The organism is Micromonospora sp. WMMD1155 (assembly GCF_029581275.1).
GTDB lineage: Bacteria > Actinomycetota > Actinomycetes > Mycobacteriales > Micromonosporaceae > Micromonospora.
Genome location: NZ_CP120742.1, coordinates 1,286,480 through 1,302,622 on the forward strand (window position 1 = coordinate 1,286,480; position 16,143 = coordinate 1,302,622).

Sequence of the window (16,143 nt, forward strand, 5' to 3'; positions counted from 1 at the left end):
GCCGTGCCGTCGTCCAGCAGGCGGCCGGTCGCTGCCAGGACCGCCCAGTGCGTGGCCTGCGCGAGCGGCGACCGCAGGTCAGACAGCGGCGAGGACCGCGGCCTCCAGACGGGCCCGGGTGTCGTCGTCCGGCCAGCCGCCGACCAGGTAGAAGGCGTCGACCACGTCGGCGCCGAGAGTGGAGATGCGGGCTGCGCGGACCAGGGCACCCGCCTCGTCGAGCGCACAGGTCACCCGGTAGAGCAGCCCGGCGGCGTCGGCGGCACGCAACTCCAGCAGCACCGCGTCGGTGGCCGCCTCCCGGTGCCAGACGACCCGTGGAGCAGCCCCGTCGCCCCGGGCGGCGAGCGCACGGCCGCGCAGCCGCTGCGTCACCGACACGTCGCCGCCGACGGCCCGGCGCAGGTCGGCGCGGAGCGGGACCGGGTCCGGCGGGAGGCCGTAACGGGGTTGCACCCGGCACTCGACCAGGGCCCGACCGTCGACCACCGAGGCGTCGGCGGAGATCACCTCCATCCGGTGCAGGGCCAGGCAGCCGGCCACCGTGGCGAGCAGGCCCCTCCGGTCGGCCGCGGCGACCGACACCCGGTCACCGGTCAGGTGGACGACCGGTAGCGGCCCGGCCAGCAGCGCCGGGTCCGGGGTGGGTGGTTCGGGGAGTACGCCGGTGTCCAGTGCGGTACGGACCCGGGCGACCAACTCGGCGACGAGTCGACCCTTCCAGTCCGACCAGGCCGCCGGCCCGGTCGCCGCCGCGTCGGCGCGGACCAGCGCGTGCAGCAGGTCGAGGGTGCCGGTGTCTCCCACCGCCTCGGCCACCGAGGCGATGGTGACCGGGTCGGTCAGGTCCCGGCGGGTGGCCACGTCGGGCAGCAGCAGGTGCAACCGGACCAGCGTGCCGATCAGGTCGACCTCGGCGGGGGGCAGGCCGATCCGGGTCGCCGCCTCCTGGGCCAGTGGCACACCGACGGTGCTGTGGTCACCGGTGAGCCCCTTGCCGATGTCGTGCAGGAGCGCGCCGAGGAGCAGCAGGTCGGGGCGCTCCACCTCACGGGAGTGCCGGCTGGCCTCGTACGCGGTCTGCACGAGGTGCCGGTCGAGGGTGTAGCGGTGCACGGGGTTGTGCTGCGGCAGGCTGCGCAACCGGGTCCACTCGGGCAGCCAGTTGTCGACGAGTCCGTACCGGTCGCAGGTCTCCCAGGCGGGCACCAGGCCGGGACCCGCGCCGAGGAGGGTCGTCAACGCGGCCCGGGCATCGGCCGGCCAGGGCGCGGGCAGCGGTGGGCAGTACGCCGCCAGCCACTCACAGGTGGCCCGGGCGATCGGCAGCCGGGTGGTGGCCGCCGCGGCGGCCACCCGTAGGGAGAGACTCGGGTCGGGGCGGGCCCCGATCGCCGTGCGGGCGAGCACCAGCTCACCGTCGTGCTCGACCACGTCGCGGGCCACCGGGCGGCGCACGGGGCGCCCGCCACCGTTGCGGGACCGGCCGGAGCGCAACCGGTCGGCGGCGCGGAACGCGTCGTCCAACGCGTGGCTGACCGTGCGGGCATCGCCGGCGACCCGGCGCAGGAGGGCGTCACCGTCCTCGACGACGGCTCCCGGCCGCCGCGCGGCGTCGGACGCGCCGGGCTGGAGGTGTCGCAGGCCGAGCAGTCGGGCCACCCCGTCGCGTTCCTGCGCGACCAGCCGGTCGACCCGGCGGCCGACCTGCTGGTGCAATGCGTCGCGGGTGTCCAGCAGGCGCAGGTGCGCCGCGCGCACGGCGGGGCGCAGCGCGTCGGTGATGCCGGCGGCGGAGATCGCCCGCAGCAGCCCCACGTCGCGTAGACCGCCGGCGGCCTCCTTGAGGTCGCCCTCCAACAGGAAGGCCAGCTCGCCGTGCGCCTGCCAGCGGGCCTCGGTGATCTCGCGCAGGCCGGGCAGGTGCCGGACGGCGGTGCGCCGCCAGTGGTCGGCGGCGGTACGGATCAGCGAGTCGGCCAGCGCCTGGTCCCCCACCACGAGGCGGGCGTCGAGCAGCCCGAGGGCGACCTTGACGTCGTCCTGGGCGACGGACAGCGCCTCGGAGACGGTGCGTACCGAGTGGTCGAGCCGCAGGCCCGCGTCCCAGATCGGGTACCAGACCGAGGCGGCCAACTCGTCGGTGCCGGGCACCCCGGCGTGCAGCAGGACGAGGTCGAGGTCGCCGTACGGGGCGCACTGCCGCCGCCCCAACCCGCCGACGGCGAGCAGCGCCACCCCGTCCCGGGCGGGCAGCAACCCCCGCAGGAACGCCTCGTACGCCGCCGCCCGGGAGAGCCGAGCCGCCTCCCCGATCCCGGCGCGGACGCCGACGACCTCGTTGACCAGGAGGTTCGCGTCACCATCGGCGGCGTGCCCTGACGCGTTCTTCCTGATCAACGAGGTCATGTCGGCCGTCAGAGCGCGTCTAGGCCGCGCTCGCCGGTACGTACCCGGACGACCTCCTCGACACCGGTGACCCACACCTTGCCGTCACCGATCTTGCCCGTGCGGGCCGCCCCGACGATGGCGTCCACCACCTTGTCGACGTCGATCTCGTCGGTGAGCACCTCGACCCGGATCTTGGGCAGGAACTCGACCGTGTACTCGGCACCCCGGTAGACCTCGGTGTGCCCCTTCTGCCGTCCGTACCCCTGGACCTCGCTGACGGTCAGCCCGGCCACCCCGAGGGCGTGCAGGGCCTCCTTCACCGCGTCCAGTTGGTACGGCTTGATGACCGCGGTCACCAGCTTCATGTCCAACCCCTCCATCCCAGGAACGTTAACCGGCGACCTTTTCGCTGACCGGCTCGGCGGGCTCCGCCTCCGGCTTGGCACCACTCGTCGCACCGCCACCGGGGGTGCCGATGCCGGCCATCGCGAACGCGCCGCCCGCGCCGCCACCGGCCGGGGACAGGTCGTAGCCGCTCTCGGCGTGCTCGCCGATGTCGATGCCCTCGACCTCCGCCTCGGCCTTGACCCGGAAGCCCATCGTCTTCTCGATGACGAAGGCGAGCACCCAGGCGATGCCGAAGGACCAGACGGTGACGATCAGACCAGCGAGCGCCTGCCGTCCGAGCTGGGTCACGCCGCCGCCGTAGAAGAGGCCGTCGGAGGCGCCCACCACGTCGGTGATCGCGGCGTTGACCGAGTTGGTGGCGAACAGACCGAGCCAGAGCGACCCGATCCAGCCACCGACGAAGTGCACGCCGACGACGTCGAGCGAGTCGTCGTAACCGAGCTTGTACTTGAGGCTGACGGCCAGCGCGCACACGGCACCGGCGACGATGCCGAGCAGGACGGACGCCCACGGGGCGATGAAGCCACAGGCCGGGGTGATGGCGACCAGGCCGGCGACGGCGCCGGACGACGCACCGACCATCGTCGGCTTGCGGGTCTTGACCCACTCGACGGCGATCCAGCCGAGCACGGCCGCCGCCGTGGCGAGCTGGGTGTTGATGAAGGCGAGGCCGGCGACCGAGTCGACGGTCAGCTCCGAGCCGGCGTTGAACCCGAACCAGCCGAACCACAGCAGACCCGCACCGAGCGCGACCAGCGGGATGTTGTGCGGCTTCATGCCCTCCCGCGGCCAACCGAGCCGCTTGCCGAGCACCAGCGCCACGGCCAGGGCCGCCGCACCGGCGTTGATGTGCACCGCGGTGCCACCGGCGAAGTCCAGCGCGTGGATGTCACCGCCGATGATGCCGCCGCCCCACACCCAGTGGGCGACCGGGAAGTAGACCAGCGTGGCCCAACCGAAGGCGAACAGCAGCCAGCCGGCGAACTTGGCCCGGTCGGCGATGGCGCCGCTGATCAGCGCGACGGTGATCACCGCGAAGACCATCTGGAAGGCCATGAACACGTAGAGCGGAACCCCGATGCCGCTGGGGTTCTCCGCCGTGGCACCCCACAGGTCGGTCTCGGCGAGGAAGGTCTTGGTGCCGAGGTACGCGCCCGGGTCGCCCCAGAAACCGTTCACGTCGGCCCCGAAGGCGACGCTGAATCCGTAGAACCACCACAGAATGGAGATGAGCCCGATGGCGGAGAAGCTCATCATCATCATGTTGAGTACGCCCTTGGCCCGGTTGAGGCCGCCGTAGAACAGCGCCAGTCCGGGGGTCATGAGCAGCACGAGCGCGGTCGAAACCAGCAGCCACGTGGTATTGGCGCCGTCGATCGTCGGTGCTTCAGGCACGCTGGCCTCCTAAAGGTGAAGTCCTCCTTCGCGGCTTTCCGGGGCAGCGTCGCCCGTAGGCCGGTTGCGCGGAAGCTTTGTTGCCGGCTGTTTCACCCAGGGTCCCGGGCGGGTTTCCAATTCGTGACGGGTTGTTTCGTACGTGTCACGAACTCCGCACACTCAGCGCCATGGACGGTGGTGGATCGCCCGGACGGCGGACGTCGATGGCCGACCGGCCCGACCCATCGACCGGTCCGTTCCAACGGAACCGCCCGAGCATCGACCGGTCGACCACTCAGCGGAGGGCGTTCTCCAGCGCGTGCCGCTCGTAGTCGAGCAGCCGCAGATCGCGCATCGGTCGACGCAGGTGGCCCTTGTGCACGATCCGGACGAACGCCGGCTCACCGGCGGCGGCCATCCGACGGATGCCCTCGACGTGGTCCACGATCCGCTTGCGGATGGTCCGGATCAGCCGGTGCCGGTCCCGGGGGATCAGCCCGTACGCGTCGGCGAAGAGCCGGAGCCGCCGCGGCCGGTCCGGGTGCTTCCAGCCCAGCGTGATCGAGTCCCGGTCCGCGAAGATCGGCACCCAGGTCCAGGCCGCGTACGCCACGTCGTAGATCCGCGCGCCGGGCGAGGCGAGGTCGAAGTCGATCAGCCCGAGGGTGCCGTCGGGCCGCCAGATCACGTTGTGCGGCGCGGCGTCGTGGTGGCAGATGACCTCGGTGTCCGGTGGCGGGGGGCCGAACGACCGCCAGACCGCCCCGGGCGGCGGGGTGAAGCCGTACTGGGCGTCGTGGAACATCCGGAGCATCGTCGCGACGGTCACCAGCGCCTCGTCGGTCACCCAGTGCGGGGCGAGCGGGTACTCCCCGCACTCCCCCTCCAGGTACGACAGCACCTCGCGGTTGCGTTCGTCCATGCCGAGCGCTCTCGGTGCGCCGGTGAAGCCCACGTACTCCAGGTGGCGCAGCAGGGCGTGCACGGACGGTGTCCACGGCCCGGCGTTGCGGCGGACCGTGTCACCGACCCGGACGACGGTGCTCACGTTGCCGCCGTGCAGCGGGATCTCCTGCGAAGTCACGTACGGTCTCCCGAGGCGCTGCGAGGGGTGGCCGGGTTCACGCCAGCCCGCGTACGCGCGGTTGTCACTGGACACCCGAGACTACGCGTCCCGTCCGGCGGCCTCGGTCCCCAGCAACGCGTCGACGAACTGCGCCGGGTCGAACGGGGCCAGATCGTCCTTGCCCTCACCGAGGCCGACCAGCTTCACGGGGATGCCGAGCTTGCGTTGCACGGCGATCACGATGCCGCCCTTCGCGGTGCCGTCGAGCTTGGTCAGTGCCACGCCGGTCACGTTGACCACCTCGGTGAAGACCCTGGCCTGCTCCAGGCCGTTCTGGCCGGTGGTGGCGTCGAGGATGAGCAGTGTCTCGTCGATCGGCCCCTGCTTCTCCACCACACGCTTGACCTTGCCCAGCTCGTCCATCAGGCCGACCTTGTTCTGCAGTCGGCCGGCGGTGTCGATGAGCACGGTGTCCACGCCGGTGTCGATGCCGCGCTTGACCGCGTCGAAGGCGACGCTGGCCGGGTCGGCGGCCTCGGGGCCCCGGACGGTCTCCGCGCCGACGCGTGAACCCCAGGTCTCCAACTGGTCGGCGGCGGCGGCGCGGAAGGTGTCCGCCGCGCCGAGCAGCACGCTGCGGCCGTCGGCGACGAGCACGCGGGCGATCTTGCCGCAGGTGGTGGTCTTGCCGGCGCCGTTGACGCCGACGACCAGGACGACCGCCGGCACCCCGTCCTTCGGGGCGGTCCGCAACGAGCGGTCCAGGGTCGGGTCGAGCGCGTTGACCAACTCGGCGGCGAGCAGTGCCCGCAGCTCGGAGGCCGAGCGGGTGCCGAGCACGCGGGTGCGCTCCCGGAGCCGGTCGACGATGTCGCGGGTGGCGTCGACGCCGACGTCGGCGGTGATCAGGCTGTCCTCGATCTCCTCCCAGACGTCCTCGTCGAGGTGGTCGCGGGCGAGCAGGCCGAGCAGGCCCTTGCCGAAGACGTTCTGCGAGCGGGACAGCCGCGAACGCAGCCGGACCAGCCGCCCGGCGGTCGGCTCGGGCACCTCGACGGGGACCTCGATGACCGGCGGCGGCTCGACCAGGACGCCGGTGGACAGATCGGACTCCGGTGCCTCGACCGGCGGGCCGGCGAGATCCTCCTCTGCCCTGGTGTCGACCTCCGTGCGCGGCAACGGGGGCTCGGGCCGCCGCCGCAGTCGCGGGACGACCAGCCCGACTGTGCCGGCGATCAGCACACCGAGCAGGACCAGAGCGAGGACGAGATATTCGGCCATGCCGGAATCCTGTCAGATGCGGGCGACCGCGTCCCAGCCACCGCACCCCGAGCGGTGTCCGGAGTCTCCGCCACCGCACTCCGGGCGGTGTCCGGGGTCTCCGCCACCGCACCCGGGGGCGGTGTCCGGAGTCTCCACCACCGCGCCCGGCTGGTGCCGGAAACCGGCGGTAGGCTCGGCCGCATGCCCGCCGCACACCTCCTCATCGGCCCACTCCTGCGGCGAGTGGTGGACACCCGAGCGACCGTCTGGGTGGAGACCGCCGCGCCCGCGGTGGTCACCGTCCGCACGGCGGGCGGCGCCACCGGCACCGCGCCCACCTTCTCGGCGTACGACCACCACTACGCCCTCGTGGTCGTGGAGGGGCTCACCCCGGACAGCGAGACCACCTACGAGGTGCTCGTCGACGACGAGGTGGTCTGGCCGGTGCCGAGCAGCGGCTTTCCGCCGAGCGTGATCCGCACCCGGGCCGCCGACGACCGGGACCAGCCGGTCAGCCTGATCTTCGGGTCGTGTCGGGAGACGACCCAGCACGCCACCACCCGCAAATTGCCGCCGGACGCGCTGGACGCGTACGCCCGGCGACTGATGGCCGACCCGGAGTCGAATCCGCTGCCGGATCTGCTGGTGCTACTCGGTGACCAGGTCTACGCCGACGTCACCTCGCCCACCGTGCGCCGGTTGCTGCGCCGTCGTCGGCGGCGTCCGAAGGGCGCCCCGGCCGACCAGGTGGTGAGCTTCGACGAGTACACCAAGCTCTACCTGGAGTCCTGGCGTGATCCGGAGATCCGCTGGCTGCTCTCCACCGTGCCGAGCGTGATGATCTTCGACGATCACGAGATCATCGACGACTGGAACACCTCGGCGGCCTGGCGGGCGGACGTCCGCGAGCAGCCGTGGTGGCAGGAGCGGATCGGCAGCGGGCTCGCCTCGTACTGGGTCTACCAGCACCTGGGCAACCTCTCCCCCGACGAGATCACCGCCGACCCGGTCTTCGCGAAGGTGGTCGCCGCCGAGGACGCCACGGGCGTGCTGCGCGAGTTCGGGCACCGGGTCGACCAGGAGTCGGACGTGGCGCACGACACCGAGCGCTGGCGCGCGGTGCAGTACCAGTGGAGTTATGCACTCGACCTGGGCCGCACCCGCCTGGTCATGCTCGACAACCGGTGCAGCCGGGTGCTCGACCCGGGCGGCCGGGCGATGCTGCCGCCGGGCGAGTGGTCCTGGTTCCTGGACCAGGCGCACGGGGTCTACGACCACCTGGTGGTCGGCGCCTCGCTGCCCTGGCTGCTGCCCCAGGGCATCCACCACATCGAGGCGTGGAACGAGAAGCTGGCGGAGTCCCGCCGCCCGTGGGTGGCGCGCGGGGCGGAGAAGCTGCGCCGTGCACTGGATCTGGAGCACTGGGCGGCGTTCCGGCGTTCCTTCGAAGGGCTGGCGGAGACCTTCGCCCGGATCGGCACCGGCACCCCTCGCGAGTCCGGAGCGCGCATCGGCGCCGGTCCGGCGTACGCTCCACCGGCGTCGATCAGTGTGCTCTCCGGCGACGTGCACCACTCGTACGTGGCCCGGGCCCGGTTCGGCGACCCGGCGGTGGTCACGCCCGTGCACCAGCTCACCTGTTCACCGATCCACAACCAGGTGCCGGCCGGCATCCGTCCGTTGATGAAGATGGGCTGGTCGGCCGGTCCGGCGGGTGCCACCCGGGCGCTGGCGCGGTCCGCCGGGGTGCGCCGACCGAGCGTGCGCTGGCGCAAGCTGGCCGGGCCGTACTTCGGCAACGCGGTCGCCACCCTGACGCACCGGGGGCGCGGGGCGGACGTGGTCATCGAGGGCACCACGAAGGACGGGCACCTACGCACCGTGATGCGGCGTCGACTCTCGGCCGACTCCGCGCCGACCTCGCCGTAGTCTCTACGCCGTGGACGAGCACCTGCCGGAACCCATCCGGGCGGTCGAGCACGAGTTGACCGCCCTCCTGCGTCGTGGGCGGGCGGTCTCCTGGGAGATCGCCCGCGAGGTGCACCCGAACCTGGAGCCGAACACCTACGGGCTGCTGCTCTGGTTGCGGCGCAGTGGGTCGATCCGGTTGACCGAGTTGGCGGCGCGCCTCGGTGTGGGCAAGGGGACGTTGAGCCGACAGATCAACGCCCTGGAGGTCCTCGGCCTGGTCTACCGCGATCCGGACCCGAGTGATCGGCGGGCCGCGCAGATCAGCCTCACCGAGGAGGGGCAGCACCGGTTCGACGTGGCCAGGGCCGCCCGGCTGGGCGAGTTCGTGCGCGCGCTGGACGGCTGGCCGGAGCGGGACATCGAGGAGCTCGCCCGGCTGCTCGGCCGGCTCAACGACTCCTGGTCCTGAACCCGGGGTGACGGGGAATACGGCACCCGCTCCTCAAGTTGTTGCCTAAGGCAACCAAGCATACGGTTGCCCCAGGCAACTCTCAGGCGGCCCGCATGTCAGCTCGCCGCCGTTCCACCTCGACTCCGCTCGGAGGCACCAAACGATGAGCCAGGCGACAGCGCCCACCAAGGCGACCGCCGTCGACATGACCCACCGGCAGATCCTGGAGGCACTCTCCGGCCTGCTGCTGGGCCTGTTCGTCGCGATCCTCTCCTCCACGGTCATCTCGAACGCGCTGCCGCGGATCATCACCGAGCTGCACGGCGGCCAGTCCGCGTACACCTGGGTGGTCACCTCGGCCCTGCTCGCGACGACCGCGACCACCCCCATCTGGGGCAAACTGGCCGATCTGACCAGCAAGAAGACACTCGTCCAGCTCGCCCTGGGCATCTACGTGCTGGGCTCGGTCCTGGCCGGCCTCGCCCAGGGCACCGGCGAGCTGATCGCCTGCCGCGTGTTGCAGGGCATCGGCGCCGGCGGCCTCACCGCGCTGGCCCAGGTGATCATGGCCACGATGATCGCGCCGCGCGAGCGGGGCCGCTACAGCGGCTACCTCGGGGCCGTGATGGCCGTCGGCACCATCGGCGGCCCGCTGATCGGCGGCGTGATCGTCGACACGTCCTGGCTCGGCTGGCGCTGGTGCTTCTACGTGGGCGTGCCGTTCGCCATCGTGGCCCTGATCGTGCTGCAGAAGACCCTGCACCTTCCCGTGGTCAAGCGGAAGGCCGAGATCGACTGGTGGGGTGCCACCCTGATCACCGCTGCCGTGTCGCTGCTCCTGATCTGGGTCTCGCTCGCCGGTGACCAGTTCGCCTGGGCGTCCTGGCAGACCGCCGCCATGGTCCTCGGCGCGTTGCTCCTCGGCGCGCTGGCGATCCGGGTCGAGACCCGGGCCGCCGAGCCGATGATCCCGCCGCGCCTGTTCCGCAACCGCACCATCACCCTCGCCGTCGTCGCCAGCATCGCGGTCGGCGTGGGGATGTTCGGCGCGTCGATCTTCCTGGGCCAATACTTCCAGATCAGCCGCGGTCAGAGCCCGACCATGTCCGGCCTGATGACCCTGCCGATGATCCTCGGCCTGCTGGTCGCCTCCACCGTGATCGGACGGGTCATCACCAGGACCGGCCGCTGGAAGCGGTACCTGGTGATCGGCTCGGCGCTGCTCACCGTCGGCTTCGCGCTGATGGGCACGCTGCGCGCGGACACCAGTTTCGCCCTGCTCAGCGTCTACATGGCGGTCATCGGTGTGGGCCTGGGCATGACGATGCAGAACCTGGTCCTCGCCGTACAGAACACCGTCGGCCCGCACGAGCTCGGCGCGGCCAGCTCGGTGGTCGCGTTCTTCCGCAGCCTCGGTGGCGCGATCGGCGTCTCCGCGCTCGGCGCGGTCCTCGCCCACAAGGTCAAGGACTACACCGCCGACGGGCTGGCCCAGCTCGGCATCCCCGCCTCCAGTTCGGGCAGCGGCGGCGCCCTGCCCGACGTGCACACCCTGCCCGGCCCGCTGCGGGCCGTGGTGGAGAGCGCGTACGGCCACGGTGCCGGTGACATCTTCCTGACCGCCGCACCCTTCGCGTTGATCGCGTTGATCGCGGTCGCCTTCATCAAGGAGGTGCCGCTGCGGCAGCACAACGGCGACGCGGTTTCGGCCGAGGTCGAGAGGGAATCGACACTCGCCGCCGGTGCCGGCGCGGCCGTCGTCCGCACCGGCGAGCAGAGGTGAGGTAGAGCGATGAGCGTGGGAGCACCGGACCGCGAGGAGTACGGCCCCAGGACCCGACCGCTGCCCTTCGAACGGGGCACGGACGGCCCTCGGGTGATCATGGTGGGCGTCGACGGCACCCGTACCTCCGAGCGGGCCGGCTCCTACGCCGCGGGTCTGGCCCGCCGGCAGGGCGCCGCCCTGGTGGTGGTCTTCGTCAGCTCGCCGAGCGGCCTGACCGCCCTGGTGCCCGGCATGGACGCCGGAGCGGTCCAGCGCGCCGCCGACGAACTGGCCGACGAGCTGCGCCGGGAGTGCCGACGTGGGGCCGAGCAGTGGGGCATCCCGGTGACCTTCGTGTGCCGCCGTGGCGACGCGTACGGCGAGTTGTGCGCGGCGGCCGACGAGTTCCAGGCCGACATGGTGTTGGTGGGCGCCTCCGAGCAGGCCGGTCACCGGCTGGTCGGCTCGGTCGCCACCCGCCTGGTGCGCGCCGGTCGCTGGCCCGTCGTCGTGGTGCCCTGATAACCCGTCGCGACATGTCAGGCGTGCCGGGCAGGATGCACCGCATGACGTGGACCGCACCGGAGATCAGCCGGACCCCCGAACCGTACGTCGGCGACGAGCGCACGATGCTCGACGGCTGGCTCGACTACCACCGGCAGACACTGCTGCTCAAGTGCTCCGGGTTGACCGAGGAGCAACTTCGGACGCCGAGCGTGCAACCCTCCGGGCTGACCCTGCTGGGCCTGGTCCGACACCTGGCCGAGGTGGAGGCCTGGTGGTTCCGGGAGAACTTCGCCGGCCGGCCCGTCGACTACCCGTACTTCACCCCGGAGACGCCGGACGCCGACCACGACGTCAGCGACGCCGACGCCGAGGCCGACTTCGCCGTCTTCCACCGGGAGGTGGCCCTGGCCCGCGAGGCCGCCGCCGGCCACTCGCTCGACGAGACGTTCACCGAGGTCGGCCCGAAGAAGCGCACCTTCAACCTGCGCTGGGTGTACGTGCACATGATCGAGGAGTACGCCCGGCACAACGGCCACGCCGACCTGATCCGGGAACGCATCGACGGCGTCACCGGCGAGTGACCGGCGCTCAGTAGTCCAGAGCAGCCCGCAGGTAACGGAGGTCGGCGTGACCGCCCCAGCGGTGCGCCGACAGCCCGGCGGCCCGGGCACCGCGGACGGCCCAGTCCTCGTCGTCGACGAAGAGGACCCGGGCCGGCGCGGTGGCCAACGCCACGCAGGCGGCCTGGAAGTATTCCGGGGCGGGCTTGTGCACGCCGAGCGTCGACGAGTTGACCACCACGTCGAACTCACCGACCAGGCCGAGGGCGGCCAGGTCGGCGTCGAGCAGGTCGGTGGCGTTGGTGCCCAGGCCCACGGTGATGCCGGCGGCGCGCACCTCCCGGACGAAGTCGAGCACAGCGGTGTCCACCTCGCCCCGGTAGCGCTGCCACCGCTCCACCGCCGCCCGGGCCCGCTCCGGGCCGCCGGCCGGCTCGGCGAGTGCGTCGGCCACGCTGTCCACCCACTGGGCGTGGCTGACCTGGCCGGTGAGCACCGGCCGGAGCCGACCCCACTGCATGGCGATCTCCAGGAGAACCCCGTCGGCGAGGCCGTAATCCCGCTCCACCCCGGCGGCGACCGCCGGGTCGAACCGGCGCAGGACGCCGTCCAGATCCAGCAGGAGCGCCGTCGCGCGTTCCCGAGCCACTACCCGTTCTCCTCGCCGCGGCCGTGCCGCTCGTCGTCCTCGTCGGCCCGGTTGAGCCGTTGACTGATCACCTGGGTGACCCCGCTGCGCATGGTGACCCCGTAGAGCGCGTCAGCGATCTCCATCGTCCGCTTCTGGTGCGTGATGACGATCAGCTGACTCTTCTCCCGCAACTGTGCCATCAACGTGATCAACCGGCCCAGGTTGACGTCGTCCAGGGCCGCCTCCACCTCGTCCATGATGTAGAACGGGCTGGGCCGGGCCCGGAAGATCGCCACCAGCATGGCCACCGCGGTCAGCGACCGCTCGCCACCGGAGAGCAGCGACAGCCGCTTGATCTTCTTGCCCGGTGGACGGGCCTCCACCTCGACACCGGTGGTGAGCAGGTCGTCCGGCTCGGTGAGGATCAGCCGACCCTCGCCGCCGGGGAAGAGCACGTTGAACACCTGCTCGAACTCCCGGGCGGTGTCCTCGAACGCGCTGGCGAACACCTCCAGGATCCGCTCGTCCACGTCCTTGACCACGGTGAGCAGGTCCCGACGGGTGGCCTTGAGGTCTTCCAACTGCTCGGAGAGGAACTTGAACCGCTCCTCCAGCGCGGCGAACTCCTCCAGCGCGAGCGGATTGACCTTGCCGAGGAGGGTCAACTCCCGTTCCGCCTTGGCGGCCCGCTTCTCCTGCACCGGCCGCTCGTACCGGACCGGTTCGGGCACCGGGAGGCCGTCGCGTTCGGCCGTGGCGATGTCGACTGGGGTCGGCGGGACCGGCTGCGTCGGGCCGTACTCGGCGACCAGCGTCTCCACGTCCAGCCCGAAGTCCTCCGCGGCCTTCGCCTCCAACTGCTCGATGCGCAGCCGTTGCTCCGCGCGGGCGACCTCGTCGCGGTGGACCTGGCTGGTCAGCCGCTCCAACTCCGCGCCGAGCCGCTTGGCCGCGCCGCGTACCTCCTGGAGTTCCGCCTCGCGGGCGGCCCGTTCCCGGGCGACCGCGTCGCGGTGCTCCTCGGCCGTCGCGATCGAGGTGGTGAGCCGGGTGAGCGCCTCCCGGGCGCCGCCGGCGACGGCCCGGGCGATGCCGGCGCCCCGGGTGCGCGCGGCCCGCCGGGCCGCGGCGCGTTCCCGGGCGGCCCGCTCGGCGGTGGCCTGCCGGGCGAGGGAGTCGGCCCGGCCGGCGATCGAGGAGACCCGCTCCTCGGCGGTACGCACCGCGAGCCGGACCTCCATCTCGTTCTGCCGGGCCTGCGGCACCATGGCCGCGAGTTGATCCCGCTCCTCGGTCGAGGGCTCCGCGTCGACAGGCGTCTCCTCGGCCAGCCGCAGCCGCTCCTCCAACTCGTCGAGCGCGGCGAGGTCCCGCTGCCGGGCGGCCTCGGCGCGGGACCGGGACTCGCCGAGCCGGTCGGTCTCCGCCTTCGCCGAGCGGGCCGCCGCGCCCAGCTCGGCCAGCCGCCGGGCGGCGGCGTTGCGGTGACTCTCCGCCTCCCGCTTCTCGGCGGCGGCGTGCTGCACGGCCTCCTTGGCGGCGGTCACCTCGGCGCGCGCCTCGACGAGCTGCTCGCGCAGCTCCGCGGCGGCCCGTTCGGCGGTCAGCCGGTTGGCGCGGGCCTCCTCGACGGCCGCCTGCACCTCGATGTAGCTGGGGGCCTTGGCCGACCCACCGGCCGCCGCGTACGCCCCGACCACGTCGCCGTCCGGGGTGACCGCCCGCAACTCGGGGTTGCCGGCGACCAGCTCGGCGGCGGCGGCAAGGTCGTCGACGAGCACCACGTCCCGCAGTGCGCGGTGCACCGCCGGACGCAGGTCGGCGCTGCACTCCACCAGGTCGGGGGCCCACCGGGCGTCGTCCGGCAGCTTCGGGCGCAGCGCGTCGGCGGAGCCGGTCATGCCCGGGCCCGCCGGACTGCCGACGAGCAGACCGGCCCGGCCGGCGTCGGAGATCTTCAGCAGTCGCATCGCCTCGACGGCCTCGTCCACCCCGCTGACGGCTACCGCGTCGGCGAGTCCGCCGAGCGCGGCGGCCAGCGCGGCCTCGTGGCCCGGCGCGACGGTGAGCAGCCCGGCGAGGCTGCCGAGCAGTCCGGGTACATCGTCGGCGCGGGCCAGCAACGCCCCCGCGCCGTCCTTGCGCCGCAGCCCCAGCGCCAGCGCCTCCTCCCGGGCCTTCCAGGTGGCGGCGTCCTTCTCCGCCGCCCGCTCCGAGTCGGCCAGGGAGCGTACGGTCGCCTGCGCCCGCTCCTGCGCGGCGACCGCCTCGGCGTGCCGCGCGTCGAGGTCCGCGTTGTCCCGGTCGGCCTCGGTGGACTGAGCGGCCACCGCGTCCAGGTCGGCCTGCGCCTGCTCGGCGCGGCCCAGCGCGTCGGCGTGCGCGACAGCGAGTCGTTCGATCTCCTCGCCGGCGCTGGTGGTGCGGGCGCGGGCCGAGTTGACCTGACCGGTGAGCTTCGCCATCCCCTCCCGCCGGTCGGCGATGGCCTTGGCCGCGGCGACCAGCTCCCGTTCGGCGGCGGCGAGCTGCCGTTCCAGCTCCTGGCGGTGCTCGACCGCCTCGGCCAGCCGGATCTGGTCGTCGGTGAGCGCCGCGCGCAGGTCCTCCTCCTGCTCGCGGACCCGCTCGGCCTCCGCCTCCAGTTGATCCGGATCGCGGCCGGGCCGCTCGTCGTCGCCGCTGGTGCTGAGGTGCCGCAGCCGTTCCCGGGCCAACTGCTCGATCGAGCGGAAGCGTTCCTGGAGGGCCGACAGCTTGTACCAGGTGTCCTGTGCGGCGGCGAGCAACGGCGCGTCCTCGGCGAGGGCGGCCTCCAGCTCACCGAGTCGACCCTGCACCTCGACGTGCTCGCCCTCGATCTGCTCGCGCCGCTCCCGCAGCGCGGTCTCGTCGGCGATCTCCCGGTCGAGCGTGGTGCGCAGGGTGGCCAGGTCGTCGGCGAGCAGCCGCAGTCGGGCGTCGCGCAGGTTGGCCTGGATGGCGGCGGCGCGACGGGCCACCTCGGCCTGCCGGCCCAGGGGCTTGAGCTGGCGGCGCAGCTCAGTAGTCAGATCGGCCAAGCGGTTGAGATTCACTTGCATCGCGTCGAGCTTGCGCAGGGCCTTTTCCTTGCGCTTGCGGTGCTTGAGGACGCCGGCGGCCTCCTCGATGAACGCCCGGCGGTCCTCCGGCTTGGCGTGCAGCATGCCGTCGAGCCGCCCCTGCCCGACGATGATGTGCATCTCCCGGCCGATGCCCGAGTCGGAGAGCAGCTCCTGGATGTCGAGCAACCGGCAGGAGTCGCCGTTGATCTCGTACTCGCTCTCACCGGAGCGGAACATCCGGCGGGTGATGGAGACCTCGGTGTACTCGATCGGCAGCGCGCCGTCGGTGTTGTCGATGGTCAGGGTGACCTCGGCGCGGCCGAGTGGGGCCCGGCCGGCGGTGCCGGCGAAGATGACGTCCTCCATCTTGCCGCCGCGAAGCGCCTTGGCGCCCTGTTCGCCGAGGACCCAGGCGATGGCGTCGACGACGTTGGACTTGCCGGAGCCGTTCGGACCCACCACACAGGTGATCCCGGGCTCCAGCTTCAACGTCGTCGCGGAGGCAAAGGACTTGAACCCCTTCACCGTCAGGCTCTTGAGATACACCTTCTCGATCCTCGTCCGGTGGCCGCCGTACCGTCGCCGGCTCTGGGGACCTGGGTGAACTCGCAGACTAACCCGGCGGCGGGAGCGGCCCGGCACGCGACCCGCCCCGGGTCGGGTACGCCGAGGGCGCGAGGCGTGTACGCACTGTTGTTCCAGTGGTCGCGATAATGGTGAGAGCAGT

General features: G+C 72.4%; 12 protein-coding genes. 5 read left to right on the forward strand and 7 right to left on the reverse strand.

Features of this window, described 5'->3' with window-relative positions:
- Positions 1–78: 78 nt before the first annotated feature.
- From O7617_RS05610 to ftsY, 5 genes are all read right to left on the reverse strand, one after another.
- Positions 79–2,409, reverse strand: a complete 2,331-nt coding sequence (locus O7617_RS05610; protein ID WP_282261984.1) for a [protein-PII] uridylyltransferase — start codon at positions 2,407–2,409, stop codon at positions 79–81.
- Positions 2,410–2,417: 8 nt separating this feature from the next.
- Entirely contained in the window at positions 2,418–2,756 is a 339-nt protein-coding gene (locus O7617_RS05615; RefSeq protein ID WP_172862163.1) for a P-II family nitrogen regulator, read from the reverse strand.
- Between the two features lie 25 nt (positions 2,757–2,781).
- Positions 2,782–4,194, reverse strand: coding sequence for an ammonium transporter (locus O7617_RS05620; RefSeq protein ID WP_282261985.1), 1,413 nt, complete (start codon positions 4,192–4,194; stop codon positions 2,782–2,784).
- A 277-nt stretch (positions 4,195–4,471) separates the two neighbouring features.
- Entirely contained in the window at positions 4,472–5,335 is an 864-nt protein-coding gene (locus O7617_RS05625; protein ID WP_282261986.1) for an aminoglycoside phosphotransferase family protein, read from the reverse strand.
- A gap of 6 nt (positions 5,336–5,341) precedes the next feature.
- Positions 5,342–6,523: a signal recognition particle-docking protein FtsY gene (gene ftsY / locus O7617_RS05630; protein WP_282261987.1), complete on the reverse strand. Its 1,182-nt coding sequence runs from the start codon at positions 6,521–6,523 to the stop codon at positions 5,342–5,344.
- A 183-nt stretch (positions 6,524–6,706) separates the two neighbouring features.
- On the opposite strand from ftsY, the gene O7617_RS05635 reads away from it, so the two are divergent.
- The 5 genes from O7617_RS05635 (at position 6,707) to O7617_RS05655 (ending at position 11,720) form a co-directional block, all read left to right on the forward strand.
- Positions 6,707–8,434 (forward strand): alkaline phosphatase D family protein, encoded by a 1,728-nt coding sequence (locus O7617_RS05635; RefSeq protein WP_282261988.1) that lies wholly within the window; start codon positions 6,707–6,709, stop codon positions 8,432–8,434.
- Positions 8,435–8,444: 10 nt separating this feature from the next.
- The gene (locus O7617_RS05640; protein WP_231924400.1) at positions 8,445–8,885 is read left to right on the forward strand and encodes a MarR family transcriptional regulator; all 441 of its coding nucleotides are present in this window, start codon (positions 8,445–8,447) and stop codon (positions 8,883–8,885) included.
- A gap of 145 nt (positions 8,886–9,030) precedes the next feature.
- Positions 9,031–10,650, forward strand: a complete 1,620-nt coding sequence (locus O7617_RS05645) for an MDR family MFS transporter (protein ID WP_282261996.1) — start codon at positions 9,031–9,033, stop codon at positions 10,648–10,650.
- A 9-nt stretch (positions 10,651–10,659) separates the two neighbouring features.
- On the forward strand, positions 10,660–11,154 hold the full coding sequence (locus O7617_RS05650; protein WP_282261997.1) for a universal stress protein: 495 nt from the start codon (positions 10,660–10,662) through the stop codon (positions 11,152–11,154).
- Positions 11,155–11,198: 44 nt separating this feature from the next.
- Complete coding sequence (locus O7617_RS05655; RefSeq protein ID WP_282261999.1) at positions 11,199–11,720, forward strand: DinB family protein; 522 nt, start codon at positions 11,199–11,201, stop codon at positions 11,718–11,720.
- 7 nt (positions 11,721–11,727) lie between these two features.
- Here the strand turns inward: O7617_RS05655 and O7617_RS05660 are convergent, their stop codons facing one another.
- Together O7617_RS05660 and smc are read right to left on the reverse strand one after the other, a co-directional pair.
- Positions 11,728–12,348: an HAD-IA family hydrolase gene (locus O7617_RS05660; protein WP_282262000.1), complete on the reverse strand. Its 621-nt coding sequence runs from the start codon at positions 12,346–12,348 to the stop codon at positions 11,728–11,730.
- Positions 12,348–15,962: a chromosome segregation protein SMC gene (gene smc / locus O7617_RS05665; RefSeq protein WP_282262001.1), complete on the reverse strand. Its 3,615-nt coding sequence runs from the start codon at positions 15,960–15,962 to the stop codon at positions 12,348–12,350. Before smc ends, O7617_RS05660 begins: the two co-directional genes overlap by 1 nt.
- Positions 15,963–16,143 lie beyond the last annotated feature (181 nt).